The sequence below is a fragment of the Pseudomonas sp. Z003-0.4C(8344-21) genome, from assembly GCF_900104975.1.
Classification (GTDB): Bacteria; Pseudomonadota; Gammaproteobacteria; order Pseudomonadales; family Pseudomonadaceae; genus Aquipseudomonas; species Aquipseudomonas granadensis.
The window spans coordinates 2,761,427-2,784,807 of the sequence record NZ_LT629756.1; the positions used below are offsets into that span (position 1 = coordinate 2,761,427).

Below are 23,381 nucleotides of genomic sequence, written 5' to 3' on the forward strand. Positions count from 1 at the left end.
CGATAGCACCATTTCAGGCGATATAAGACTTCAGCTACCGCTTTCAGTCCGCCGGCTACTGACCTCAGCCGGAACATCATCCCCGGCCATGCGCTTGCGAAACAGTGCCGCCCGCGCCAGCAGCAGTGTCGTCACCGGTACGGTAATCGCCAGCAGGATCGGGATCAGCCAAGCGTGCACTACCGCCGTGGATTTCAGCGCCGAAAAACAAATGATCGAGGCCAGCGCCACACACCAGGCGCCCAGTGTCGACGCCAGTGCCGGCGGATGCATGCGTTGGAAATAATCCTTCATGCGTAACATACCCAAGGCGCCAATCAGTGCGAACACGCCGCTGAGCACCAGCAGAATCGCCACCGGGATTTCGACCCAGAGAGACAGTTCGTCGGTCATTCGATCACCTCGCCGCGCAGCAGGAATTTCGCCAGGGCAAACGAGCCGACGAAGCCGAACAGCGCGATCAGCAACGCTGCTTCGAAGTAAGTGTCACTGGCATAACGGATGCCCAGGGTGAGCATCATCAACATCGCGACGATGTACAGGTAATCCAGCGCCAGGACGCGATCCTGCGCGGAGGGGCCTTTGAACAGGCGAATCAGCGTCAGCACCATGGCCAGTGAGAACAGGAACAGCGTCAGCAGAATCGCATTCGACAGCAATGGGCTCATTCGAAAATCTCCATCAACGGTCGCTCGTAGGTGCTTTTGAAGTGCTCGATGAATTGCGCTTCGTCGTGCAGATCCCAGACGTGCAGCAACAAAACGCTGCGATCCAGTGCCAGCTCCGACCACACCGTGCCGGGCACCACCGTGCAGATCATCGCCAGCGTCGCCAGACCGTGAGCGTCGCGCAGATCAAGCGGCACCTTGATGAAGCAAGAGTGCGGCGCACGCCGGCCGGCGTTGAGCACACCCCAGGCGACAATCAGGTTCGACATCACCACGTCGCGGCCGACCAGAAAGAACAGGCGCACGATGCTACCAGGGCGGCGAATGCGTGCGCGTTTGGGGCGCAGTTTGCGCATCATCAGGGGGGCCGCAAAACCCAGTGCCGCGCCGAGCAGCAAGTTGCCCGGGCTGATCGACAGGTTCAGCGTCAGCCACAAAACCCAAAGTGCCAGAGACAACCACGGTGCCGGAAACAGTCGTTTCATGGTTGCACCTCCAGCAGCGCGGCTTTGCCTTCCGGACTGGGCACGGCACGGGTGCCGAGCACCGCCATCACGTATTGCTGAGGATTGTGCAGCGCGTCGGCGGTGGCTTGGGTATAGCGCAACAGCGGCTCAGCCTTGAACGTCAGCACGATGCTCAGCCCCAGCAGCAGGAAGATCGGCGCGCATTCCAGTTTGCGCAACAGCGGCGAAGGGCGCTCTTCGGGCGTCCAGAAACGCTGGATGCCCAGACGCGAAAACGCCATCAACGACGCCAGCCCGGTCAGAATCAGTAAGGCTAACAGCGCCCATGCGGCATTGGAGATTGGCCCGCCGTTGCTCAATTCCAGCGGATTGAGCAGCGCACCGATCAGGCTGAGTTTGCCGATGAACCCCGACAGCGGCGGCATGCCGATGATCAGCAGTGCGCAGGCAATAAAGCTCAGGCCGAGAAAGGCCATGGTCCATGGAATCACCTGACCGACCACGGCTTTTTGCTCATCGTCGAGGTTGATGCCTTTGGGCGGTTGCAGGGATTCCTGCGGTCGTGGCAGCAATTCGCTTTCGTCTTCCAGCGGGATTTCGTTGGCCGAGCGCGAACGCTCGATCAGTTCCGCCAGCAGAAACAGCGCACTCAGTGCCAGGGTCGAGCTGACCAGATAGAACAGCGCGCCGCCGATCAGGTTCGGCTGAGCGAAACCCACCGCCGACAGCAGAATCCCTGCCGACACCAGAATGCTCAGGCTGGCCATGCGCTCGAGCCGTTGCGCCGCGAGAATCGCCAGCGCTGCGATGCCCATGGTCGCCATGCCGCCATAGATCAGCCAGTCGCCGCCAAAAAATGCTGAAGCCCCGGCCTGCCCGGAGAACAGCAGCGTCCACAGGCGCAACAAGGTGTAGACGCCGACTTTGGTCATGATCGCGAACATCGCCGCCACCGGCGCACTGGCCGAGGAATACGCCGGCACCAACCAGAAATTCAGCGGCCACATGCCAGCCTTGGCCAGGAACGCCACCGCAAGAATCCCGGCGCCCGCGTGCAGCAAGCCACGGTCGGCTTCCGACACCAGCGGAATCTTCAACGCCAGATCAGCCATGTTCAGCGTGCCGGTAACGCCGTAGATCAGCGCCGCGCCAATCAGAAACAGCGACGAGGCGAGCAGGTTGATCGAGATGTAGTGCAACCCCGATGACACCCGCGCCCGGCCCGAACCATGCAACAGCAAGCCGTAGGACGCGGCGAGCAGGACTTCAAAAAATACGAAGAGGTTGAACAGGTCCGCGGTCAGGAACGCGCCGTACAGCCCCATCAGTTGAATCTGAAAGAGTGCGTGGAAGCTCGACCCTGCGCCATCCCAGCGTGCCATGGCGAACAGCAGGGCGCTGACGCCGATGATCCCGGTCAGCACCAGCATCAGCGCCGACAGTCGATCGATCACCAGCACAATACCGAACGGCGCCTGCCAGTTGCCCGGCAGGTACACGCCGATCGAGCCCGGCACCCCGGTGGTCTGGGTCCATTGCAGCAGCATCACCGAAATGAACAGCCCGAGCAGGCCGGAGAACAGATTGATTTTTGCCTTCAGCGGCCGGTGCCGTTCGCCGAGCATCAACATGAGCGCGGCGGTGAGCAGCGGCAGCAGAATCGGTGCGGCGATCAGGTGCGTCATCGCCATCATTCCTTAGGCTCCCGGCCGTCTACATGGTCGGTACCGGTCAGGCCGCGCGAAGCGAGCAGCACGACGAGGAACAGCGCAGTCATGGCGAAGCTGATGACAATCGCCGTGAGGACCAGCGCTTGCGGCAGCGGATCGGTGTAGTGAAGCAAGTCCTGGGTGACGCCGTCCTTGATCACCGGCTCCTTGCCGATGAACAGGCTGCCCATACTGAAAATGAACAGGTTGACCCCGTACGACAGCAGGCACAGGCCCATGACCACCTGGAACGTCCGTGGCCGCAATATCAGCCAGACCCCGGACGCGGCAAGAACGCCGATGGCGATTGCGATGACTTCTTCCATCAGACGGCTCCTTTGCTGGCGACGGACCTGGGTAGCGACGCGGTCTTGTGGCCGCGCACCGATTGGTGGGCGAGGGCGGTCAGGATCAACAACGTCGAACCGACCACCACGCCATACACACCGACGTCGAAGAACAGCGCGCTGGCGATGTGGATATCGCCCAGCACCGGCAGTTCGAAGTGCCAGGTGTGCGTGGTCAGGAACGGATAACCGACCAGCATCGCCCCAAGACCCGTAGCGGTAGCGAACAGCAACCCGGTGCCCATCCAGCGCAGCGGTCGCAGGCTCATTTGCGCTTCGACCCACTGCGTTCCCGCCACCATGTATTGCAGGATGAACGCCACCGACATCACCAGACCGGCGACAAAACCGCCGCCCGGCTGATTGTGCCCGCGCATGAACAGGTAGAACGACACTACCAGCGCAACCGGAAGCAGCAGACGCACCAGGACCGCTGGCACCATCATGAAGCCGAGCGCGGTGTCGCTGGCCGAGCGCGGGTTGACCAGATCAGTGACCACGTCGGGCGCCAGCAGGCGTTGCTGCGCTGGTAGTTGCAGGCTTTCTTTCGGTGGGCGGAAACGGCGCAGCAGGGCGAACACCGTCAATGCCACGGCGACCAGCACAGTGATTTCGCCGAGGGTATCGAAGCCTCGGAAATCCACCAGCATCACGTTGACCACATTGCTGCCGCCCCCTTCGGGCAGGGCGCGACTGAGATAGAAGGAGGAAATGTCGTTGGGCGTCTGCCGCGTCAGCATGGCGTAGGACAACAACGCCATGCCGCCGCCGACGGCAATCGACAGCAGCAAGTCGCGCAGACGACGAATCCGCGCCTTGCGCAGGCTGCTCGGCAATGGCGAGACTTCTTCGATGCGACGCGGCAGCCAGCGCAGACCGAGCAGAATGAGCACCGTGGTGACCACTTCGACGGCGAGCTGGGTCAGCGCCAGATCCGGCGCGGAGAACCAGACGAAGGTCACGCAGGTCATCAAGCCGCAGACGCTGACCATGGTCAGTGCCGCGAGACGGTGATATTTGGCCTGCCAGGCGGCACCGAGGGCGCAGGCGATCGCCAGCAGCCACAGGGTGACGAAGACGATCGAACCAGGAATCTTCGGCCGGTCGCCCCAGCTCAGGCTGCTGTTCAACATCGGGATCAGGCCGGCAAGCACTGCCGCCAATACCACCAGAAACAACTGCATCTGCAGGCGCTTGGTGCCGAGGCGGCGTTCAACACGCCGGGCCAGACGCATCATCAGCACCAGACTGCGCTCGAACAGGCGCTTGCCATTGAAGCGACCCACCAACGGCGGGTATTTGAAGCGGCCCAGTCGAAATTGCCTGCGCAGCAGCCAGTAGAGGACGATGCCGCCGGACATGGCGATCAGGCTCATGATCATCGGCGCGTTCAGGCCGTGCCAGATCGCCAGGCTGTATTCAGGCAACTCGCCGCCGACCACCGGCAGCGCCGCAGCGGCGAGCAGCGGGCCGACGATCTGCGCGGGAAAAATCCCCACCAGCAGGCAGGTGAACACCAGCAATTCGACCGGTGCCCGCATCCAGCGCGGCGGTTCATGCGGGGTGTGCGGCAGGTCGGTGGCAGTCGGGCCGAAGAACACATCGACCGTGAACCGCAGCGAGTAGGCGACGCTGAACATGCCGGCGATGGTGGCGACGATCGGCAGACTGATTTCGACCCAGGCCGTGGCATTGATGAACACGGTTTCGGCGAAAAACATTTCCTTGGACAGGAAACCGTTGAGCAACGGCACGCCGGCCATCGAGGCGCTGGCGACCATGGCCAGTGTTGCGGTGAAGGGGATCAGCTTGAACAGGCCGCTGAGTTTGCGGATATCGCGAGTGCCGCTTTCATGGTCGATGATGCCGGCGGCCATGAACAGCGAGGCTTTGAAGGTGGCATGGTTGAGAATGTGGAATACCGCCGCCACGGCTGCCAGCGGACTGTTCAGACCCAAAAGCAGGGTGATCAGGCCGAGATGGCTGATGGTCGAATAGGCCAGCAGGCCTTTCAGGTCGTTCTGAAACATCGCGCAATACGCGCCGAGCAACAGCGTACAGGCGCCGGCCCCGCTGACGATGTAGAACCATTCTTCGCTGCCCGCCAGCGAGGGCCACAAACGTGCAAGCAGGAAAACCCCGGCCTTGACCATGGTCGCCGAGTGCAGATAGGCAGATACCGGGGTGGGGGCTGCCATTGCGTGGGGCAGCCAGAAATGAAAGGGGAACTGCGCACTTTTGCTGAGGGCCCCAATGAGAACAAGAGGCAAGAGGATGGGGTAAAGGGCGTGCGCACGAATCATGTCGCCGGCGGCCAGGACCTTGTCGAGGTCATAGCTGCCGACCACATGGCCGAGGATCATGACCCCCGCCAGCAGGCACAATCCGCCGGCACCGGTGACCATCAAGGCCATGTAGGCACCGCGGCGGGCGTCGGCACGGTGATGCCAGTAGCCGATCAGCAGGAACGAGAACAGGCTGGTCAGCTCCCAGAAAAACACCATCTGAATCAGGTTGCCGGAAATCACCAGACCGAGCATGGCGCCCATGAACGCCAGAAAAAACGCGAAGAAACGTGGCACCGGATCGTCCGGCGACATGTAGTAACGGGCATATAAGGAAACGAGGGTGCCGATGCCGAGCACCAGCATCGAGAACAGCCAGGCGAAGCCGTCCATGCGCAGAATGAAATTCAGGCCGAGGCTGGGCAGCCACATGAATTCTTCGCGGATCACGCCGCCATGGGCGATCTGCGGGTACAGCATCGCCACCTGGACGGTACCGATCAAAGCGACCAGACCTGCCAGCAGGGATTCGGCATTACGCGCATTGTGTGGCAGCACTGCTGCCAGACAGCTGCCTATGAAAGGCAGAAGCAGTAGAACTATCAGGGACATAGGCTTCTAATCTGCGGAGGTTTGTGAAGCATCATACGTGCCAGCTCCCCGATCACCAAACGCCAGGATGTCTCAGAATCCTACAAAGTAGTCCGGATTTTTGTGTTTGGCCTTGTTTCATTAGCGCAGACATTGCCCATATTGGCACCATCGCGAGCAGGCTCGTTCCCACAATTGAAATACATTCCGCTGTAGGAGTGAGCCTGCTCGCGATAGCTATCGGAAAGGCACTGGCTATTTCGGATCAGCCCTGTATTTCCCGCTCCAATTCCGTTTCTGCCTCGACAACCTTCCTCTTGGTCTTTAACTCACTGACAATCACCGCCGCGACAATCAACCCCGCACCCACCAGTGCAATCGCCGGCAACCGCTCGCCAGCGATCCGTCCGACAATTCCGGCCCACACCGGCTCACCGGCATAAATGAGCGTCGCCCGAGTCGGCGAAACGCTTTTCTGCGCCCAGTTCATCGCCACTTGAATCGCCGCGCTTGCAGCGCCCAGCCCTAGCGCGGTGACCAGCAATGTCCAGGAAAAATCCGGAATCAGCTCACCGGTCGGCACGACCAGCAGGAACGACAGCACCGACGTGGTCGCCAGTTGCACCACCGTCACCCGGCGCACATCGACCTGGCCGGCGTAAGTGCTGATCAGAATGATTTCGGCAGCAATGGCGATGGCGCTGATGAGCGTCGCGATCTCACCGGGGCTGAAATTCAGCGCAGCGCCGGACGGGCCGGACAACAGCATCAACCCGGTAAACGCCAGCATGATGCCGATGCTTGGCATCAATCCCGGCCGCCGTCCCAAAATCAGCCATTGCAGCAACGGCACGAACGGTACATATAAAGCCGTGATAAACGCTGACTGACTGCTTGGAATGGTTTGCAGACCCACCGTCTGCAAACCGTAACCCAGCATGATCGCCACGCCGATGAACGCGCCGGCCTTGAGTTCGAACAGGGTCAGTTCGCGCAGGTGACGCCAGGAGAACAGTGCAACAATCAGCGCAGCAGCCGCAAAACGCAGGCCGACAAAAAACATCGGGCCGCTGACGGTCATCGCATGCTGAACCAGCAGGAACGTGCCGCCCCAGATCATGGTGATCAGCACCAGCACGCACTCGGCTTTGCTGAAACGGGAAAGACGCACAGGAGTAGGAGAACCGTTCGATGACATGATGGCCTTGCGCACTATAAAAAGGAGGCCGCACAATGCGGCGCAACGTTGCGCAGTATACTGCCCAACCCCACCGAGTGAGCAATATAGTGCGCAAAGATTCCACGCAACGCGCCTCCGTCCTCCAACACGTCAGTCAGAATGTCCGGCGTTTGCGACATGCCGCCGACCTGAGCCAGACAGCACTGGCAGAAAAATCCGGGGTCAGTCGGCGCATGCTGGTGGCGATCGAGGCGGGCGAGAAGAATGTCAGCCTGACGACGCTTGATCGCGTCGCCGAAGCGCTCGACGTGGCATTCAGTGATCTGATCCAGGCTCCGGATGCGCGCGATCCCAGCCGCATCAATGAAGTGGCATGGGCCGGCAGCATACCCGGCAGCAAAGCGGTATTGCTGTCGAAGGCGATCGCTACGCGTGAAGTCGAGCAGTGGGAATGGTGTCTGCAACCCGGTGAAGTCTATCCCTCGCAAGTCGATGCCGAGGGCTGGAGCGAGCAGATATTTGTATTTGCAGGATGTCTGACGCTGATGCTCGGCGATCAGCCGCAGCACATCAATGCCGGGGAGTTCTACATGTTTGTCAGCCACCAGCCGCATTCCTACCGCAATGACGGCGATGTGGCGGCGCGATTCATCCGTAATGTGGTGATTTGACTGATGGCGACCATTCGTCGGCTAGCGGCTTTACCCTGTAATTTCTGACAGTAGACGGTGAAACGCACTTCGACTCCAATGTGATAGCAGTGAATGCCATTGGATATCTGAAAAAGGAGTTACAGAATGCTTAAGCCGCTCAGTATTAAAGAGGCAGTAAATGATGTCATCAACCTTCAAAACATAGTTGAATTCGCGACAGCGATTATTCCTGCTGTGCAAGAAAATCCTCAACTCGGTGACGAAGCTGACGTATACATCGGAAAGGAAGGACCTCCGGATAAATTGGGGACTGTAAAGATCTCTCCGGGATATGAAGGCGAATTAAAGATCGCTAAAAGCGTCTTGTTAAAATACTCAGGGAACAACGCAGTTGCGTTTCACTACGAACTCTTTCCAGGTGGGGGAGGAAATAGCTACCCTTCGGAGAAAGCTTTTTACGATATCGTTCCCGCGTAAGGCCTGATCGTAAGAAATAGCTCAGTTCAGGTAGAGCAGTCCCCTTGGTTACCAGGGGGGCTTTTTGCCGTTTTTTCGATGTTCAAAATTTTGTCAATTGGTTGTTTTGGCTTGGTCTCCAACGAGTCTCAAAAAACCCGCCGATAAGAGAAGCGATTTAGCATATTGTTAGCCAAATAAATCCTCCTAGAAAAAAGCGATGCGTGAGCAAATCCACACGGAGTCACCCGTTTCTTTGCGCTGTGCAGACGTCCTGATCATCGGCGGCGGCCTCAGCGGCACGATGCTGGCGGTGCAATTGCTGCGTCTGCCCGGGCAGCGCAAGATTGTGATTATCGAACCGCGCGCCGAACTCGGCCGGGGCGAGGCCTACAGCGCCGTGGAACCGGGCCATACGCTCAATGGCAACGCCGCGCGCATGAGCGTCGACCCGGATAACGCTGATGACCTGACTCAATGGCTCACCGAGCACATCGCTGGCGGAGGCTGGCCGGAGTCTGCCGAACAGGGCGTGCCAGTCAGCGAACTGTTCCCGCCGCGCGGATTGTTCGGTCTCTATGTCCAGCAGCGTCTGGCTGAAGCCCGCGCAATCGGCGCGCAACACGGCTCGAGCGTCGAACACATCTGCGCCGAAGTCACAGACTTGGTATCCGCTACCGATTCGGTACAGCTGAGCTTGAGCGACGGGCAAACCCTGAGCGGGACCTATGCGGTACTGGCGACCGGCATGTTCCCCGCCGCGCGAACCCCGCAGAAAACCTCCAGCGGTCTCAACACCGCCGCGCTGGATCCCTGGGATGTCGGCGCCATGCGCCTGCTCGATACGCAATCGACCGTGCTGATCATCGGCTCCGGCCTGACCATGGTCGATGCGGTGGTGTCGCTGGAGCAGGCCGGGCATCGCGGGCCGATCAGAGTGTTTTCCCGGCATGGCCTGCTGCCTCATGTACGCCGGCAACCACCGGTCTGGGTGGATTTTCTGGGTGCCGATCAGAGCCTGCGCACGCCACGGCAGTTGTTGCGCGAACTGCGTCGGCAGTGCCGGGAAGCCATGGCAAAAGGTATCGACTGGCAGGCACCGCTGGACACGGTTCGCGTGCACATCGCGCGTTTGTGGAGTCAGGCGAGCGACGTACAGCGGCGACAATTCGTACGCCATGTGCGGCCATGGTGGGAAAGTCATCATCACCGTTCGCCGCCGTTGAGCGCTCAGTTGCTTGAGAGACTGCACGGGGCAGGGCGGCTGACGATTGATGCGGCCTCGTTCAAGGGGCTCGAGCCGAGTACGGAGGACGGAGTCGGGATTCGCATTCGGCGTCGTGGAAAATCCGAAACGCGCGTGGTAACGGGCAACGCGCTGATCAACTCCAGCGGCATCGAGTACGACTGGCGCCGCGTGGCACGGCCGTTGCCGCAGCAGTTGCTGGCGCGAGGTCTGGTGCAACCGGGGCCGTTGGCGCTGGGCATTGCCGCAGCGGCGGACGGCGCAGTGCTGGATGCCGAAGGGCACGCTTCCAGGCGTTTGTTTGCCATGGGGCCGCCGTTGCGCGGGATGTGGTGGGAGAGTACGGCGGTGACGGATGTGGCGCTGCAGGCCAAGGCACTGGCTGCGCGGTTGGTGAGCTGAGGTTGTTCTTCAGGGCCTCATCGCCAGCAGGCTGGCTCACAGGTTTAGCGGTGTGGCGAAAAATCTGCTCACAACTCGATCCCTTGGGGGAGCCAGCCTGCTGGCGATGGCGGAGGATCAGTCAGCATTTAACTGTCTGATCTGCCGCTATCGCTGGCCTGCCAGCTCACACGCGCGATTGCTGAGATGGCTTTAAAGTTACGCCACCACGCGGTAGCACGGCACATACGCCGCGCCACCCGGCAATTTCATCCGGTGCTGGGCGACGAAGGCTTTGAGCAGCGCATCGAGCGGTTGCATTATCGCCGCGTCACCGCGGATCTGGTACGGCCCGTGTTCTTCGATCAGGCGAATGCCCTTGTCCTTGACGTTGCCGGCGACGATCCCCGAGAACGCGCGACGCAGATTCGCCGCCAGTTCATGCGCGGGCTGGTCAAGATGCAATTTCAGGTTGGCCATGTTTTCGTGGGTCGGATCGAACGGGCGCTGGAAGCCTTCGTCGATCTTCAATAGCCAGTTGAAATGGAAAGCGTCGTTGCGTTCGCGGCGGAACTGCTTCACGGCTTTCAAGCCTTGCGTCATTTGCCGCGCCACTTCGGCCGGGTCATCGATGATGATTTCGTAATGCTGACGGGCCGCTTCGCCGAGAGTTGCAGTGACGAACGCATCGAGCTGTTCGAGATACGGCGCGGCATTTTTCGGCCCGGTGAGGATCACCGGGAAGGGCAGGCCCTTGTTGTCCGGGTGCATCAGGATGCCGAGCAGGTAGAGAAATTCTTCTGCCGTACCGGCGCCGCCCGGGAAGATGATGATGCCGTGGCCGACCCGCACGAACGCTTCCAGACGTTTTTCGATGTCCGGCAGGATCACCAGTTCGTTAACGATCGGGTTTGGCGCTTCGGCGGCGATGATGCCCGGCTCGGTCAGGCCGAGGTAGCGACCGCCATGAATGCGCTGTTTGGCGTGGGCAATGGTTGCGCCTTTCATCGGGCCTTTCATCACGCCCGGACCGCAACCGGTGCAGATGTCGAGACTGCGCAGGCCCAGCTCATGACCGACCTTCTTGGTGTATTTGTATTCTTCGGTATTGATCGAATGACCGCCCCAGCACACGACAATCTTCGGTTCGACACCCGGACGCAAGGTGCGCGCGTTGCGCAGCAGGTGGAACACGTAGTCGCTGATGCCTTGCGAATTGCTCAGGTCGATGCGCTGGCTGTCCAGTTCGTTTTCGGTGTAGACGATGTCGCGCAGGGCGCTGAACAGCATTTCACGGGTGCTGGCGATCATTTCGCCGTCGACGAACGCGTCGGCCGGCGCGTTCAGCAGCTCCAGGCGCACGCCGCGATCCTGTTGGTGAATGCGGATTTCGAAATCCTTGTAGGCCTCGAGAATGGTCTTGGCGTTATCGACGTGGGCGCCGGTGTTGAGGATGGCCAGGGCGCACTGGCGGAAGAGGGTGTAGGTGCTGCCGGAGCCGGCTTCGCTCAGTTGTTGCACTTCACGTTGAGAAAGGGTTTCGAGGCTGCCTTTCGGGCTGACCGAGGCGTTGATTACGTGTCGTTGGGTCATGCAATGATCCTTAAAACGATGTCATTCCCTGCTCAGGCGAACGGCATCCGAATAATGTGTATCCATGAATGAAGATGGCACGATCTGCGCTATACCGCCATGTCCCGTTGGACGCTGAAAAGATCAAAAGGAGCCCCAGCATAGCTAAATCCGCACCAGAGGCGATAATGCGCCGGCTGGTTTTTTCCGTTACCCCTCTTGTCGCTCAAGGAAGTCATTTGTGATGTTCGAGATTCAGCCGATGGACGCCGCCACTTTCCGCCAGCAGACCCGGCGCAGCACGATCATCATCGCCGTGCTGTTTCTGGTATTGGCGATGCTGTTTTCCAGCGTGGCCGTGGCGCTGTTCGGCGAGCCTGACGGCGACAACCTGCGCTTCAATGTCGGCGGGGTGTTCCTGGCCTTTTTACTGACCGGCGCATTGCTGCGCGGGCGCTTCTGGCATCAGAGCTGGATGGCGCCGGCGGTGTACAGCTGGCGGCTCAAGCGCAGCCTGATGAGTATCACCAACGTGATGCATCACCTCACCGCCGCCGTCGCGCAAAACGATCCGACCGCGTTGAAAGTGCTGCGGTTCTATCATCTGGGGCTGATGCAGATGCACGAGCTGGACGGCAACTCCAGCGATCAGGGGCAGCTGTGGCGGGAAGTCGAAGAACATAAACAGCGCATGCAGGCGCAAGGGCTCGATACCGAGCAGACGCGCCTGGATCCGACATGGCTGGACGCGTTGAAGCAGACGCCGCGCTAAGGCGTCAGCGTATTCAGCCGAAAATCAGCGAGCGGTGGGTGCCTGCTCCGGCGCGGGCGCCATCGCCGACCGCCAACGCGACGGAGCCGGCAGCCAATGCTGCATCACCGCACGCGAAGACGCCAGGCACGCTGGTCTGCTGTGTCGCGTCGGTCTGAATAAACGGCCCCATAGGCCCTTCTTCGAATGCACAACCCAACTGTTCAGCCAACGGGCTTGCCATGCTTGTTCGCGGCATGGCAAACAGGCCGGCTAGCGCGATGATCTCGCCATCGCTGAGGACTACGTCCGCACGCGCGCCATCGATGCGCCTGACGCGCCGGGTTTCCAGCCTCACACCGCGTGCAGCCAATTGCGCCCGTTGCTCGGCATCTGGTTCGAAAACATCATTGATGAAGAATGTCGTCGGGCCCCAGTCAGGCAGCATCAGGGCGTGATGAATCGACAAGGGCGAAGTCGCCAGTACGCCGATTGCGCCCTGATTCAGTTCATAGCCGTGACAGTAAGGGCAATGAAAAACGCTTCGGCCCCAGCGCGGTTTGAGTCCCTCGATGTCCGGCAATTCGTCGATCACGCCCGACGCGAGGATCAGGCGCCTGGCGCTGAGCTGTTTGCCGGCAAGGGTGCGCAAATCAAATCCAGCGTCAAATTGCATCGCCTCTACCGCCGTAGCTGCCAGCCATTGCACGGTAGGGTAGGCCATCAATTGCGCTCGCGCCTCGGCAGCAATGTCGCCCGGCGCGCGTCCGTCCTGTCCGAGAAAGCCGTGGGAAGTGTCGGCGAAGCGATTGCGCCGCAGGCCTGAATCGAGCACTAGCACATTGCGCCGGGCCCGGGCCAATTGCAGGCCGGCGGACAGCCCCGCATAGCTGCCCCCGACAATGATGACGTCGTACATGATTCCGATCTCCGCTGTGAGGTTTTCAGCGTACAGCGTAAGTTACGTGAAAAAAGACTGTCAATAGTCTCGTAACTTAAGACCTTGCAAGCGATACTCGGAGCATTCTTTGTTCAGTCTGGAAATGCTCAAGTGAGAAACGACACGCGCCTGTCGCGCATGCTGCATGTGTTGATTCATATGGATCGTCATGAAAAACGCGCCACTTCGGAAACCATCGCCGGGATGCTTGGCACCAATCCCGTAGTAGTGCGGCGCACCATGGGTTTGCTCAAGGAGCAGGGTTTCGTGACGTCGGAGAAGGGCCATCAGGGCGGTTGGGCGCTGGCCAAACCGCTGAAGCAGATAACGTTGCTGGATATTCACCAGGCATTGGGCACGCAGTCGATTTTTTCCATCGGTTTGTCGACGGACCACCCGCAGTGCCTGGTCGAGCAGGCCGTGAATGCGGCGCTGACCCGCAGCTTCGATGAGGCGCAGGCGCTGTTGCTGTCTCGACTGGGCAGTATCACGTTGGCGGATCTGGCGGCGGATTTCGATGCGCGCTTCAAGACCGTGTGCGAGGTCGATCAGGGCTGAGCGGCGGCGCGGCTCAAACGCCACGAGCGGATCAAGCGCCCGTACACCAACAAGTTGACCGCCAGTACCACGCTGCCAAGCGTCAGTTGAATCTGCGGGGTCAGCCCGGCTGGGTAGATGATCGGCCAGATGTAATGCTCAATGAAGCCACCGGCGTACTCGGTCTGCCCGGCGGCGTGGCGCATGAGGTTTTCCCAGTAGGTCAGCGGGCAGGTCAGGTGCAGCAATTCGACCGCCACGCCCCAGGCGGCGGCTGGCAAATGCAGCCACAGCAACCGTGGCCATTTGAGCACCAGCAGCCCGCCAAACAGCACGAACAGAATGAACAAAAGATGAAACAGCACCAGCCCGTCGGCTGCGATTCGGTACAGCATGTCGTCTCCCTGACGCGATCGTGAATGTCGCCATGTTACGCCGGTGCGGGGATTAAAGCTCAGGGCGGACGCCACGCATGGAGCCCTTGGCTGAAACCTGATCTACGCTTGAAGAAAGACTGTTGACGATAGCAGGAGGTGCGCAGGGTGAATGAGCAAAAGCAGCCTGAAAACGATATGGAAACGGATGAACCGAGTGAAGAAGAAATAGAACGCGAGAAGCGCAAGGAAAAAACCTGGAAGCATGACGATAGCCAGGAGCTTTCCGAACCTGACCGCAAGTTCTAAGCAGTCGATACGAAGAGCCCCGCAAGTGCGGGGCTTTTTTACAGACTCAAAGATCGTCCAGCTGGGTGAAGTCCGGGTGTGAGGCCCGATAGCCCAGTGTCCTGTCGATCCAGGCATTCAGCTCGTTGACCATCACTGGCGCATGGCCGGGATAGTTTTCGAGGGTACTGCGCAGGGTGCGTTCGATGTCGGGAACGGCACTCAGGTTTCGGGTCTTGATGTAGTGGCCGATAAAACAGTCGAGTTCAAAGCGCTCTGTCGTGGACAGATGAATACACTCCAGGCCACCGACCTGTTTGATTGCAAAATCGTCGCGCAACTTAGTTCTCTGCAAGGCTTGTAGATGTTGTTGGGATCCTGGTTTGTTGACTCTTTGGTCAACTGGTATACCAAATGGAAATGCGGCGCGCATGCTAGCTGTAGTGCAGCGAAATGTATGTACGATGGTCGGGTTGTCTGACAAGCGGTTGGTCTATTTGCGTATCGGTTACATTCGCAGTGTTTCACGTGTGAAACAGCCGTTGTAACGACGCCGAGTCAATGGTTCGCTCAAAGGGCGTTGGCCCCTCATTCAACCGACTGAATCAATTCAGCATTCTGGTTACGGACGTTTCCGACGGCTCTTGCGACTTTGTGCCACTCGAACGACTCGCTGCCTTCACCTTCGAACAGCAACATCTGCTCGGCGCGCTCAATGGAGGTCGCCGGATCGAGCCACTCGCGTGCCAGTTTCGGGCACAAAACCACCGGCCGACGATCGTGAACGTCCAGTAAGCCGCCCACCGCTTCGGCAGTAATGATCACAAAACCATCGTCGTCTCGAACCGCGCTTTCGGCTGTGGGAAATTGTCCGATGGCGGCACAGAAAACCGGGCTCTGGTCTGCACGACGAATCAGCCACGGCTGTCGGGTCTTTTCCCCCGTATCGACCCATTCGAACCAGTTGTCGACCGGGACAATCAAGCGATGGCGCCAGATCGCGCGGAAAAACGCACCATGGGCGACTTTTTCCACGCGCGCATTGATTGGCGCGGGGCGATCCCTGGCCCAATGCGGCCGCCAGCCCCAGCGCAGATTGTCGGCTTGAAGATGTGGGCCGTGTTGATGAAGCACTGCCAACGCGGTGGTCGGCGCCGCGTTGTAGCGAGCCAGCGCTGCATCGCCGACGTGGTTGATCAAGGCGTCGGGAATGCTCAGTGCGGCGACGAAATCGTGAATGCCGCGGTATTGCGAGAGTCTTCCGCACATTGGCTGAATCTCCGGTTGAAGATTTCAGCTTAGTCGCTGACGTCCCGAGTGGAGGTCACCGCGTCGAATCGCTCATTAAACAACCGAGGTATTGAGCGCCGGAACCAAAGCCTGTGTACCCTATCCAACCTCCGCTCGCGAAGGGCGATGCACGGATGGAAAGGGCGAGGGAAGTTGCCAAACGACAACATGACGGCAGCGGTCGCGCTCAAGGCAAACATGACATCCGGATTCAAGCTTTTTACTGCTGCGCTCATGGTGCTCGGTCTGGCCGGTTGTATCGCCGCGCCGATAGAAATGACCACGCAAACCGAAACGCGGCTGCGGGGCCAGGCGCCGGTGCGGTTTCTACTGACCTTTGATGACGGCCCCAGTGCTTCGAGCTTGTGGAACCCGACGGCGATGGTCCTCGACGGCCTCAAGGACAATCCGCTGCAAGCGAATATCAAAGCGGTGTTCTTCGTGCAGACCCGGGCGCCGCGAGCGGGCAACAGCGAGATCGGCCGCAGCCTCATGCGAAGAGAACACGACGAGGGGCACATCCTCGGATTTCACACGGCGACCCATTGGCACACCAACCATCGTTCACTCGACCCACAACTACTGGAAGCGTCGCTAAGTAACGGCACGGCCGATATCGCTGCCATCACCGGGGCGCCGCCGAAATTGCTGCGTCCGCCATTCTGGAATTTCGACAAACGCACCTTCGCGGTGTATCAGCAGCACGGTTTGCGGGTGTTGCTGACGGATCTCAGCGCCAACGATGGCAAGATCTGGGGCTTCAATGCCAGCCCACGCCGACGCGCCAATCTGCTGCGGCAGTTATCCGAAGTGCGTGAACGCGTAGCGGCGGGGGCGTTGCCGACGGTGGACGGAGTGATACCTGTGGTGGTGACCTTTCATGACCTCAATCGCTACACCGCGCGGCATACCCGCGAATATCTGCAGGTTCTGCTCGACAGCGCCGCCGCTACGGGCGTGAAGCTGGACCGCAAGCCTTTTTATGATGATCACGAAGCGCTGCAAAAAGCGGCGCTGGCGCGCACCGTTGAAAAAAGTTCTGAGCCGGTGAGTCTGCCGGGAATGTGGAACTGGATCTGGGACCATGACTCGCATTGATTTGTGAGCCAGTAGACATTTGCGCGACAACGCAGAGCAACATGCTGATCTATGCTCTACCGATTGAACGGCCCCATCGCCTGCGAGGCGTGCCACCATGCTTGCTCTTGACGACATCTGCCGCATCGTTGAATCAGGCTTTCCCGGGTTTGAATGCGAATGCACACCCGCATCGCATGGGCTGTTGCAGATCAAGGTCTATCGGCCGGGAAACGGCCAGGTCGTGCTGCTGCTTACTGGCGTATCGCCGGAACATTTCGTCACGATCCGCGACGTATCAAATTTCATCGGTGAACTGCGCACGGAGATGAGCGCCGGGCGCCGCGCGTTTGCCGGTTGAGCCTTATAAACGCCGTTGAAACGCTTCAACAATGCGCAGCGTCGCTTCATTGGTATTCAAATGGCGCACCGCATCGAGTGGATGCCAGATGCAATCGATGATTTCGTTCTGCGGTCGCACTTGCTCCAGGTCTGCCACGGACGCTTCGTAAACGTGATGGCGGGTGCTGCCGCTCTGCATTTCCATCAGATACAACACATCGTCGGCATTCAGCCCGGTTTCTTCCTGCAATTCACGCACGGCCGCCTGCGCGCGGGTTTCCCCGGGCTCGACCTTGCCACCGGGCAATGTCCAGTGGCTGCGCGGTTTGCGGACCAGGAGGATGTGGCGATCCTGTTCGCATATAACGGTTGCACGTACTTTCATCTGTTACCTGTTTACGGCTTGTCACGTAATTGTCATCAAACTGCAATATTTGAGCCGCGGCCTCGAGTAAAGGTTTCAATAAGATTTTGAGCGGGCGTGGGGGCGAAAAGTGCAAGATTTCTGCGGGCCGGACCTTGCGACATCCGGTCGGCAAATTCAGCGAGTCAGGGTGTAAGGTAAACCGGTGAAGCTGGAACTGACCGTAAGCAACTATGGAGGTGTCCATGAGTATGCCGATGTTGAACAAGATGCACATGAACGGCTATGACGTGCTTAGCGTGAACAATGGCCCCTGGCGGGTCTGTACCCAGGGTGACCGGCTGGCATCGTTTGCCAGCAAAGAGGAGGCGCTGGCTTACGCCGCAGCACTGCCTGGCTACAAAAAACGCTCGGCGCGGGCGAAAAGTCACACAACCCATTGATTGGCCATAACAACAGCCCCGACATGTTTGCCGGGGCTTTTTATTGAGTGGTCAGGGCAGGGTGCCCTCAGTGCACCTTGATCCGGCTGATGGCACGCGCTTTCACCTCTTTGGCATAGAGTTGCAAACGCTCCTCGTCGCTTTGCAGTACCTCACAAGACCTCATTACCGCTTGCGCGTCCGCTTCGTTGCCGGATTTGCGCAGCTGGTCGGCGATACGTTTCAAGTCGACGGCCGACCATCTCAAGTCCGATGCGACGCTTTGCAGGTCGCGCTGAAGTTCGTGTTCATATTCATTGAGCCGCATGATCATCTCCAGAACATTCTCGGTAGAAAAGAGTAGTCGCATTATTCGCCGATGGGCAAAGCACGTTCGTCTGTCTGTGCAGCTTGTGAAAAGTTGTGCAGATTGCGCCACGGGCGGCGTGCCAGGATGGATGTACACCCGGTTACGCGTTACATTCGCTTTTTTTCAGATCAGGAAAACACCATGCGGATATGGATCGGGGGGTTGGCGTTGGCCCTGTTGGCGGGTTGCTCGTTGCCGAGGTCACTCGTGCCGGGTGAACCGAATGTCAGCAAGACCAGCGGCAAGGCCCCCAAAGACTATGCCGCGTGTGTATTACCGTTGTGGCAGCGGGATGTGGCGAAGACCTCGCAAACCTCGATTTCCAACGGCTACCGCATCACCGCGCCGAGCGTCATCACCGCGGACGAGATCCTCGACATCGTCAAATACAAGGACGGCAGCCGCGTCTCGTTGTACCAGGGGCCGCCATGGGCCAAGTCCGGAGCTTTGCGCCAATCGGTGCGTGATTGCCTGTAGCCATCGACGGCGTGAAACGCCCGGTGACAGTTGTACGCGAACGGTTTGCCAGCGTGCGCTAGGCTTTCGAATGTCGGTCGGCAAGACCTCGAAGGGAGCCTCGGATCATGGATGATCTGGTCAAAGAAGTCATACCGTTGCTGCAGTATCTGATTCCGGGTTTTTTGTCAGCGTGGATTTTCTATTCGCTCACGGCGTTCAAGCGGCCTGATACATTTGGGCAGATTGTGCAGGCGTTGATCTTTACGTTTGTGGTTCAGGGAGCGGTCTGGGCGATTGGCTCTCTGTGTTTGTGGGTAGGTTCGAAAGGTTTTTTCATCGGGCGCTGGGATGCCAAAGCCGAAACCATGTGGGCATTCGTTGTGTCGGTGACGCTTGGACTGCTGTCCTGTTATCTGGCCACCAATGACAAATTGCATGGCTGGTTACGCAGTCGAAACGTGACGAAACAATCTTCCTACCCCAGTGAATGGTTCAGCATTTTTGCCCAGCACCATCGGCTCATCACACTGCATTTGAACGATGAAAGGCGCGTTTTTGGCTGGCCTGTAGAGTGGCCACCAGAGGCGAGCAATGGCCAGTTCGTGATGCAAAATCCGTGTTGGCTGGATGCCGACGGGAAAGAGGTGCCTTTTGGCGCCGAGTTTTTGCTGATAGATTCCGGGAAAGTCAAATGGGTCGAATTCGGCCCGAAATCGGAGGTGTCGTCATGACAGCCAGAGCACCGCAACCAATGCCAGAGTGGGTGGCACGTCGTTACACGCCAGATGGCAAGCCTGTGGCGAATGCGCAGCCCAAGGCACCCAGTGGTCCGCCACCGCTTAAAAACCAGTAAGCTTTTTTACCCACCCCAACCTTGCACCACAGCCCGGCGAATCGCTTCCAGCAGCATCGCAAACGCCGGGTTGTCATTGTTCTCCCGCCAGATCAGGTGCAGTTCGCTCTGCACCCCTTCGCCCAGATCAATATCGCGAAACACCACGTTCTTGAACACCACGCTGGTCGCGCAACGCGGTACCAGCGCCAGGCCCATGCCGGCGTTGACCAACGCCAGAATCGTCAGCGATGAACCCAGCCACTGCACATAGTCCGGTGCGACCCGCGCCGAGCGCAGCATGCCGGTCAGCAGTTCGTTGAACGGTGGATAGGCCGCGTGGGAGTACATCAGAAACGGTTGTTGGTCCAGATCGCTCACCAGCACTTCGGCGGCGGTTGCCAACGGATGCGCACTCGGCACGGCCAGCACAAACGGCTCGCGGACCAGGCATTCGGTGGCGTAGCCCGGCTCCAGTAGCGGCGCGCGGGCGATGCCCAGGTCGATGCGCCGCGCGCGCAGGGCTTCGTGTTGCTGATAGGTGTTCATCTCGCTCAGATCGATTTTCACCTGCGGCTGTTTCAGCCGTGCCTCGGCGATCACCTTGGGCAAAAACTCATACACCGCGCTGCCGACGAAACTGATGTTTACCGAACCAATATCACCCTCGGCAAAACGCCGTGCGGTAATTGCTGCCTGCTGGGCGCGCTCGAGCAAATTCTGCGCTTCGATGAAAAATGCGCGCCCGGCGGCAGTCAGCGCAACGCTGCGGGTGCTGCGGGTAAACAACTCCACGCCAAGATGATGCTCAAGCAGCTGGATCTGCCGGCTCAGTGGCGGTTGGGTCATGTTCAGCCGTTCGGCGGCGCGGCGAAAATTCAGTTCGGTAGCGACAGTGGTGAAGCAGCGTAGTTGAGTCAGTTCGAACATTGATCTAATCCGGGTATCAATCGAATGCCAAGTTAGATTAGACGGGATCAATACGCGGCGTCCATGATCGATCATCGCTTCACGCCATTCCTAAAAACAACAAGATCGGGAGTCGCCCCTTGAAAACCCTGCAGAGTCCAGCGGACGTCACGGTGCTCGCCCGCGCCGCCGCCAAGGTAAAGCGCCACGTGCTGCCGCTGTTCGTGGTGATGTTCATCGTCAACTACATCGATCGGGTCAACATCGGCTTTGTTCGCAGTCATCTGGAAACCGATCTGGGTATCGGGGCTGCGGCCTATGGCCTGGGTGCCGGGCTGTTCTTCATCGGCTACGCATTGTTCGAAGTACCTTCCAACATGCTGCTGCAGCGATACGGCGCACGGGTATGGCTGACGCGGATCATGTTCACCTGGGGCGCGGCCGCCATGGCCATGGCGTTCGTGCGCGGTGAAACCAGCTTCTATGTGCTGCGCTTCATTCTTGGCGCGGCCGAGGCGGGGTTCTTTCCGGGGATCATTTATTACTTCACGCAATGGCTGCCAGCCTCCGAACGTGGCAAGACCATGGCGGTATTTCTCAGCGGCTCGGCGATTGCCTCGGTGATCTCCGGCCCGGTGTCCGGTGCGTTGCTGCACATCAGTGGCCTGGGCTTGCACGGCTGGCAGTGGATGTTTCTGATTGAGGGCGCCGCGTCGGTGGTGCTGTGCGCGTTCGTCTGGTTCTGGCTGCAATCGCATCCGCGTCAGGCCAGGTGGCTGAGCGAAGACGAGCGTGAAGCGCTGGTCGCAGCGATTGCCGAAGAGCAGCGTGCCCGCGAAGCGGTGCAGGTGAGCAAGCCGTCAATGTTCAAGCTGCTGGCGGATCGGCAGATCGCGCTGTTCTGCTTCATTTACTTCTCGATTGCCCTGACCATTTACGGCGCGACGTTCTGGCTGCCGAGCATGATCAAGAAGATGGGCAATCTCGGCGACTTCCAGGTCGGTCTGCTCAATTCGATTCCGTGGATCATTTCGATTGTCGCCATATACGGTTTTGCTGCGATGGCCGGCAAATGGAAATTCCAGCAGGCGTGGGTCGCTCTGACCCTGGTGATCGCCGCCATCGGCATGTTCATGTCGACCATCGGCGGCCCGGTCTTCGCCTTCGTTGCCATCTGCTTTGCGGCGATTGGCTTCAAAGCCGCATCGGCGCTCTTTTGGCCGATCCCGCAGAGCTATCTCGATGCGCGCATCGCGGCGGCGGTGATCGCGCTGATCAATTCCATCGGCAATCTCGGCGGCTTCGTTGCGCCGACGGCGTTCGGCATTCTCGAGCAAACCACCGGCTCGATCGAGGGCGGTCTGTATGGCCTGGCGGCGACTTCGCTGATCGCTGCGGTGGTGATTTTCTTCGCCCGTACGGCGCCGGGCGCCAAAGACAAAACCCCGGCAAAGCCCGCTGACGAAACCGCCGTCGTCGCGACGGCCAGCCCGGCCGCGAGCCACTGAATCGATTGTTGATCTGTCAGGAGCATCATCTTGAAAATCACCCGTGTCACGGTCACCCCGATTGCCTTTCGTGATCCGCCGCTGCTCAACGCCAGTGGCATCCACGAGCCTTATGCCCTGCGCTCGATCATCGAGATCGAAAGCGACAACGGCTACATCGGCCTCGGCGAAAGTTATGGCGACGCCCCGGCGCTGGCGATCCAGCAACAAGTGCAGGCGCAACTGATCGGCCTCGACCCGTTCAACCTCAACCAGTTACGTGCGATCGTGCAAGCGACGGTGGCGGCGCATAAGCCTGTCAGTCTGGCCGGAGCCGAGCTGGCGCCGGGTTCCCACGCCAGCAAAGCGGTGAGCAACGCGTACTCGGCATTCGAAGTGGCGTTTCTCGATCTTCAGGCGCACTACCTGAACGTACCGCTGGTGGACTTGCTCGGCGGCGCAATCCGCGAAGAAGTGCCTTTCAGCGCTTACCTGTTTTTCAAATACGCGCAGCACGTCGATTCGCCTTACAAACCGGATGACTGGGGCGAAGCGCTCAGCGAACAACAAATCGTCGCGCAGGCGGCGCGGATGATCGAGGCGTACGGTTTCAAGAGCATCAAGCTCAAGGCCGGTACGCTGCCGCCGGAGCACGAAGTGGCCTGCATCAAGGCGCTGAAAAAGGCCTTCCCCGGCTATCCGCTGCGCATCGATCCAAATGGCAACTGGTCACTGAAAACCTCGATTCGCATGGCTGAATTGCTCGGTGATGATCTGCAATATTACGAAGACCCGACGCCGGGTCTCGACGGTATGGCGGAACTGCACAAACGCACTGGCCTGCCGCTGGCGACCAATATGGTGGTCACCGATTTCGACGAGTTTCGCCGCAGCGTGGCGCAGAACAGCGTGCAGATCGTGCTCGCCGACCACCACTATTGGGGCGGCCTGCGTGACACCCAGACCCTGGCGAAAATGTGCGAGGTGTTCGGCCTCGGTGTGTCGATGCATTCCAACTCGCATCTGGGTATCAGCCTGATGGCCATGGCGCATGTCGCGGCGGCCGTGCCGAATCTGGATTACGCCTGCGACACTCATTACCCGTGGCAGGAGCCGGACGAGGAGGTGATCAAGGGCGGCAAGCTGCCGATTGTCGATGGTTGCGTGAAGATCAGCCGCGCGCCGGGGCTCGGGCTCGAGCTGGATCATGAGCAGTTGGGCAAGCTGCATGATCAATACCTGACGTGCGGGATTCGCCAGCGCGACGATGTGCGGCAGATGCAGCGGTATAAACCGGATTGGAGGGCGGTCAAGCCGCGGTTTTGAGGCAGTCAATGCTGCCGCCATCGCGGGCAAGCCCGCTCCCACAGGTATGTTATGAGAC

Annotated in this window: 28 protein-coding genes; 13 read left to right on the forward strand and 15 right to left on the reverse strand. The window is 59.5% G+C overall.

What is annotated here, in order from left to right:
• Positions 1-30 precede the first annotated feature (30 nt).
• The 7 genes from BLU24_RS12855 to BLU24_RS12885 form a co-directional block, all read right to left on the reverse strand.
• Entirely contained in the window at positions 31-393 is a 363-nt protein-coding gene (locus BLU24_RS12855; protein ID WP_093100740.1) for a Na+/H+ antiporter subunit G, read from the reverse strand.
• A complete protein-coding gene (locus BLU24_RS12860; protein ID WP_090284207.1) occupies positions 390-668 on the reverse strand; it encodes a K+/H+ antiporter subunit F in 279 nt (92 codons plus the stop codon). The genes BLU24_RS12855 and BLU24_RS12860 overlap by 4 nt, the downstream gene beginning before the upstream one ends.
• Positions 665-1,153: a Na+/H+ antiporter subunit E gene (locus BLU24_RS12865; RefSeq protein WP_093100742.1), complete on the reverse strand. Its 489-nt coding sequence runs from the start codon at positions 1,151-1,153 to the stop codon at positions 665-667. The genes BLU24_RS12860 and BLU24_RS12865 overlap by 4 nt, the downstream gene beginning before the upstream one ends.
• Positions 1,150-2,829 (reverse strand): monovalent cation/H+ antiporter subunit D, encoded by a 1,680-nt coding sequence (locus BLU24_RS12870; protein WP_093100745.1) that lies wholly within the window; start codon positions 2,827-2,829, stop codon positions 1,150-1,152. The genes BLU24_RS12865 and BLU24_RS12870 overlap by 4 nt, the downstream gene beginning before the upstream one ends.
• Positions 2,826-3,170, reverse strand: coding sequence for a Na+/H+ antiporter subunit C (locus BLU24_RS12875; RefSeq protein ID WP_007910763.1), 345 nt, complete (start codon positions 3,168-3,170; stop codon positions 2,826-2,828). Before BLU24_RS12875 ends, BLU24_RS12870 begins: the two co-directional genes overlap by 4 nt.
• Positions 3,170-6,088 (reverse strand): monovalent cation/H+ antiporter subunit A, encoded by a 2,919-nt coding sequence (locus tag BLU24_RS12880; protein WP_093100748.1) that lies wholly within the window; start codon positions 6,086-6,088, stop codon positions 3,170-3,172. The genes BLU24_RS12875 and BLU24_RS12880 overlap by 1 nt, the downstream gene beginning before the upstream one ends.
• Positions 6,089-6,332: 244 nt before the next feature.
• Positions 6,333-7,268 (reverse strand): DMT family transporter, encoded by a 936-nt coding sequence (locus tag BLU24_RS12885; protein ID WP_093106642.1) that lies wholly within the window; start codon positions 7,266-7,268, stop codon positions 6,333-6,335.
• 86 nt (positions 7,269-7,354) lie between these two features.
• Between BLU24_RS12885 and BLU24_RS12890 the strand changes: the two genes are divergently transcribed.
• From BLU24_RS12890 to BLU24_RS12900, 3 genes are all read left to right on the forward strand, one after another.
• The gene (locus BLU24_RS12890) at positions 7,355-7,918 is read left to right on the forward strand and encodes a helix-turn-helix domain-containing protein (protein ID WP_093106639.1); all 564 of its coding nucleotides are present in this window, start codon (positions 7,355-7,357) and stop codon (positions 7,916-7,918) included.
• Positions 7,919-8,044: 126 nt separating this feature from the next.
• Positions 8,045-8,377 carry a hypothetical protein gene (locus BLU24_RS12895; RefSeq protein ID WP_093100750.1) on the forward strand — a complete coding sequence of 111 codons (333 nt, stop codon included), beginning with the start codon at positions 8,045-8,047 and terminating at the stop codon, positions 8,375-8,377.
• Positions 8,378-8,576: 199 nt separating this feature from the next.
• Complete coding sequence (locus tag BLU24_RS12900) at positions 8,577-10,004, forward strand: FAD/NAD(P)-binding protein (protein ID WP_093100753.1); 1,428 nt, start codon at positions 8,577-8,579, stop codon at positions 10,002-10,004.
• 198 nt (positions 10,005-10,202) lie between these two features.
• Here the strand turns inward: BLU24_RS12900 and ppnN are convergent, their stop codons facing one another.
• Complete coding sequence (gene ppnN / locus BLU24_RS12905) at positions 10,203-11,576, reverse strand: nucleotide 5'-monophosphate nucleosidase PpnN (RefSeq protein ID WP_090284194.1); 1,374 nt, start codon at positions 11,574-11,576, stop codon at positions 10,203-10,205.
• Positions 11,577-11,799: 223 nt separating this feature from the next.
• Here ppnN and BLU24_RS12910 point away from each other — a divergent pair, with 223 nt between their 5' ends.
• On the forward strand, positions 11,800-12,327 hold the full coding sequence (locus BLU24_RS12910; RefSeq protein WP_093100756.1) for a DUF3087 domain-containing protein: 528 nt from the start codon (positions 11,800-11,802) through the stop codon (positions 12,325-12,327).
• A 13-nt stretch (positions 12,328-12,340) separates the two neighbouring features.
• Here BLU24_RS12910 and BLU24_RS12915 read toward each other — a convergent pair whose 3' ends face one another.
• The gene (locus BLU24_RS12915; protein WP_093100758.1) at positions 12,341-13,228 is read right to left on the reverse strand and encodes an NAD(P)/FAD-dependent oxidoreductase; all 888 of its coding nucleotides are present in this window, start codon (positions 13,226-13,228) and stop codon (positions 12,341-12,343) included.
• A gap of 129 nt (positions 13,229-13,357) precedes the next feature.
• On the opposite strand from BLU24_RS12915, the gene BLU24_RS12920 reads away from it, so the two are divergent.
• Entirely contained in the window at positions 13,358-13,804 is a 447-nt protein-coding gene (locus tag BLU24_RS12920) for an Rrf2 family transcriptional regulator (RefSeq protein WP_093100761.1), read from the forward strand.
• Here BLU24_RS12920 and BLU24_RS12925 read toward each other — a convergent pair.
• Positions 13,795-14,178: a DUF2784 domain-containing protein gene (locus tag BLU24_RS12925; protein WP_093100766.1), complete on the reverse strand. Its 384-nt coding sequence runs from the start codon at positions 14,176-14,178 to the stop codon at positions 13,795-13,797. The two genes, BLU24_RS12920 and BLU24_RS12925, sit on opposite strands and share 10 nt — an antisense overlap.
• Before the next feature lie 147 nt (positions 14,179-14,325).
• On the opposite strand from BLU24_RS12925, the gene BLU24_RS27585 reads away from it, so the two are divergent.
• Positions 14,326-14,466, forward strand: coding sequence for a hypothetical protein (locus BLU24_RS27585; protein WP_157720839.1), 141 nt, complete (start codon positions 14,326-14,328; stop codon positions 14,464-14,466).
• Positions 14,467-14,512: 46 nt separating this feature from the next.
• On the opposite strand, the gene BLU24_RS12930 is transcribed toward BLU24_RS27585, so the two are convergent.
• A complete protein-coding gene (locus BLU24_RS12930) occupies positions 14,513-14,785 on the reverse strand; it encodes a hypothetical protein (RefSeq protein WP_090284184.1) in 273 nt (90 codons plus the stop codon).
• A 248-nt stretch (positions 14,786-15,033) separates the two neighbouring features.
• Positions 15,034-15,714, reverse strand: a complete 681-nt coding sequence (locus BLU24_RS12935; RefSeq protein ID WP_093100769.1) for an SOS response-associated peptidase family protein — start codon at positions 15,712-15,714, stop codon at positions 15,034-15,036.
• Between the two features lie 219 nt (positions 15,715-15,933).
• Here BLU24_RS12935 and BLU24_RS12940 point away from each other — a divergent pair, with 219 nt between their 5' ends.
• Together BLU24_RS12940 and BLU24_RS12945 are read left to right on the forward strand one after the other, a co-directional pair.
• Positions 15,934-16,833 carry a polysaccharide deacetylase family protein gene (locus BLU24_RS12940; RefSeq protein WP_093106645.1) on the forward strand — a complete coding sequence of 300 codons (900 nt, stop codon included), beginning with the start codon at positions 15,934-15,936 and terminating at the stop codon, positions 16,831-16,833.
• A 97-nt stretch (positions 16,834-16,930) separates the two neighbouring features.
• Complete coding sequence (locus BLU24_RS12945) at positions 16,931-17,173, forward strand: DUF1652 domain-containing protein (RefSeq protein ID WP_093100771.1); 243 nt, start codon at positions 16,931-16,933, stop codon at positions 17,171-17,173.
• Positions 17,174-17,176: 3 nt separating this feature from the next.
• Here BLU24_RS12945 and BLU24_RS12950 read toward each other — a convergent pair whose 3' ends face one another.
• A complete protein-coding gene (locus BLU24_RS12950) occupies positions 17,177-17,539 on the reverse strand; it encodes an NUDIX hydrolase (RefSeq protein WP_090284179.1) in 363 nt (120 codons plus the stop codon).
• Between the two features lie 224 nt (positions 17,540-17,763).
• Between BLU24_RS12950 and BLU24_RS12955 the strand changes: the two genes are divergently transcribed.
• Positions 17,764-17,961, forward strand: a complete 198-nt coding sequence (locus BLU24_RS12955) for a DUF2188 domain-containing protein (RefSeq protein ID WP_093100773.1) — start codon at positions 17,764-17,766, stop codon at positions 17,959-17,961.
• A gap of 67 nt (positions 17,962-18,028) precedes the next feature.
• Here the strand turns inward: BLU24_RS12955 and BLU24_RS12960 are convergent, their stop codons facing one another.
• Positions 18,029-18,268, reverse strand: coding sequence for a hypothetical protein (locus BLU24_RS12960; RefSeq protein WP_093100776.1), 240 nt, complete (start codon positions 18,266-18,268; stop codon positions 18,029-18,031).
• Positions 18,269-18,451: 183 nt separating this feature from the next.
• Here BLU24_RS12960 and BLU24_RS12965 point away from each other — a divergent pair, with 183 nt between their 5' ends.
• On the forward strand, positions 18,452-18,787 hold the full coding sequence (locus tag BLU24_RS12965) for a hypothetical protein (protein WP_093100779.1): 336 nt from the start codon (positions 18,452-18,454) through the stop codon (positions 18,785-18,787).
• Positions 18,788-18,894: 107 nt separating this feature from the next.
• Positions 18,895-19,500, forward strand: a complete 606-nt coding sequence (locus BLU24_RS12970; protein WP_093100782.1) for a DUF6338 family protein — start codon at positions 18,895-18,897, stop codon at positions 19,498-19,500.
• A 128-nt stretch (positions 19,501-19,628) separates the two neighbouring features.
• Here BLU24_RS12970 and BLU24_RS12975 read toward each other — a convergent pair whose 3' ends face one another.
• On the reverse strand, positions 19,629-20,531 hold the full coding sequence (locus BLU24_RS12975) for a LysR substrate-binding domain-containing protein (RefSeq protein WP_093100785.1): 903 nt from the start codon (positions 20,529-20,531) through the stop codon (positions 19,629-19,631).
• Between the two features lie 119 nt (positions 20,532-20,650).
• Here BLU24_RS12975 and BLU24_RS12980 point away from each other — a divergent pair, with 119 nt between their 5' ends.
• Together BLU24_RS12980 and BLU24_RS12985 are read left to right on the forward strand one after the other, a co-directional pair.
• Positions 20,651-22,018 carry an MFS transporter gene (locus BLU24_RS12980; protein ID WP_093100787.1) on the forward strand — a complete coding sequence of 456 codons (1,368 nt, stop codon included), beginning with the start codon at positions 20,651-20,653 and terminating at the stop codon, positions 22,016-22,018.
• A 30-nt stretch (positions 22,019-22,048) separates the two neighbouring features.
• Positions 22,049-23,323, forward strand: a complete 1,275-nt coding sequence (locus tag BLU24_RS12985) for a glucarate dehydratase family protein (RefSeq protein ID WP_093100790.1) — start codon at positions 22,049-22,051, stop codon at positions 23,321-23,323.
• Positions 23,324-23,381: the final 58 nt, after the last annotated feature.

Excerpts from the sequence above, each read along its gene's own strand:
- BLU24_RS12855 (WP_093100740.1), bottom strand. The coding sequence starts at position 393 with ATGACCGACGAACTGTCTCTCTGGGTCGAAATCCCGGTGGCGATTCTG.
- BLU24_RS12860 (WP_090284207.1), bottom strand. The coding sequence starts at position 668 with ATGAGCCCATTGCTGTCGAATGCGATTCTGCTGACGCTGTTCCTGTTC.
- BLU24_RS12865 (WP_093100742.1), bottom strand. The coding sequence starts at position 1,153 with ATGAAACGACTGTTTCCGGCACCGTGGTTGTCTCTGGCACTTTGGGTT.
- BLU24_RS12870 (WP_093100745.1), bottom strand. The coding sequence starts at position 2,829 with ATGATGGCGATGACGCACCTGATCGCCGCACCGATTCTGCTGCCGCTG.
- BLU24_RS12875 (WP_007910763.1), bottom strand. The coding sequence starts at position 3,170 with ATGGAAGAAGTCATCGCAATCGCCATCGGCGTTCTTGCCGCGTCCGGG.
- BLU24_RS12880 (WP_093100748.1), bottom strand. The coding sequence starts at position 6,088 with ATGTCCCTGATAGTTCTACTGCTTCTGCCTTTCATAGGCAGCTGTCTG.
- BLU24_RS12895 (WP_093100750.1), top strand. The coding sequence starts at position 8,045 with ATGCTTAAGCCGCTCAGTATTAAAGAGGCAGTAAATGATGTCATCAAC.
- BLU24_RS12900 (WP_093100753.1), top strand. The coding sequence starts at position 8,577 with ATGCGTGAGCAAATCCACACGGAGTCACCCGTTTCTTTGCGCTGTGCA.
- ppnN (WP_090284194.1), bottom strand. The coding sequence starts at position 11,576 with ATGACCCAACGACACGTAATCAACGCCTCGGTCAGCCCGAAAGGCAGC.
- BLU24_RS12910 (WP_093100756.1), top strand. The coding sequence starts at position 11,800 with ATGTTCGAGATTCAGCCGATGGACGCCGCCACTTTCCGCCAGCAGACC.
- BLU24_RS12925 (WP_093100766.1), bottom strand. The coding sequence starts at position 14,178 with ATGCTGTACCGAATCGCAGCCGACGGGCTGGTGCTGTTTCATCTTTTG.
- BLU24_RS12935 (WP_093100769.1), bottom strand. The coding sequence starts at position 15,714 with ATGTGCGGAAGACTCTCGCAATACCGCGGCATTCACGATTTCGTCGCC.
- BLU24_RS12940 (WP_093106645.1), top strand. The coding sequence starts at position 15,934 with ATGACATCCGGATTCAAGCTTTTTACTGCTGCGCTCATGGTGCTCGGT.
- BLU24_RS12945 (WP_093100771.1), top strand. The coding sequence starts at position 16,931 with ATGCTTGCTCTTGACGACATCTGCCGCATCGTTGAATCAGGCTTTCCC.
- BLU24_RS12950 (WP_090284179.1), bottom strand. The coding sequence starts at position 17,539 with ATGAAAGTACGTGCAACCGTTATATGCGAACAGGATCGCCACATCCTC.
- BLU24_RS12955 (WP_093100773.1), top strand. The coding sequence starts at position 17,764 with ATGAGTATGCCGATGTTGAACAAGATGCACATGAACGGCTATGACGTG.
- BLU24_RS12960 (WP_093100776.1), bottom strand. The coding sequence starts at position 18,268 with ATGCGGCTCAATGAATATGAACACGAACTTCAGCGCGACCTGCAAAGC.
- BLU24_RS12965 (WP_093100779.1), top strand. The coding sequence starts at position 18,452 with ATGCGGATATGGATCGGGGGGTTGGCGTTGGCCCTGTTGGCGGGTTGC.
- BLU24_RS12970 (WP_093100782.1), top strand. The coding sequence starts at position 18,895 with ATGGATGATCTGGTCAAAGAAGTCATACCGTTGCTGCAGTATCTGATT.
- BLU24_RS12975 (WP_093100785.1), bottom strand. The coding sequence starts at position 20,531 with ATGTTCGAACTGACTCAACTACGCTGCTTCACCACTGTCGCTACCGAA.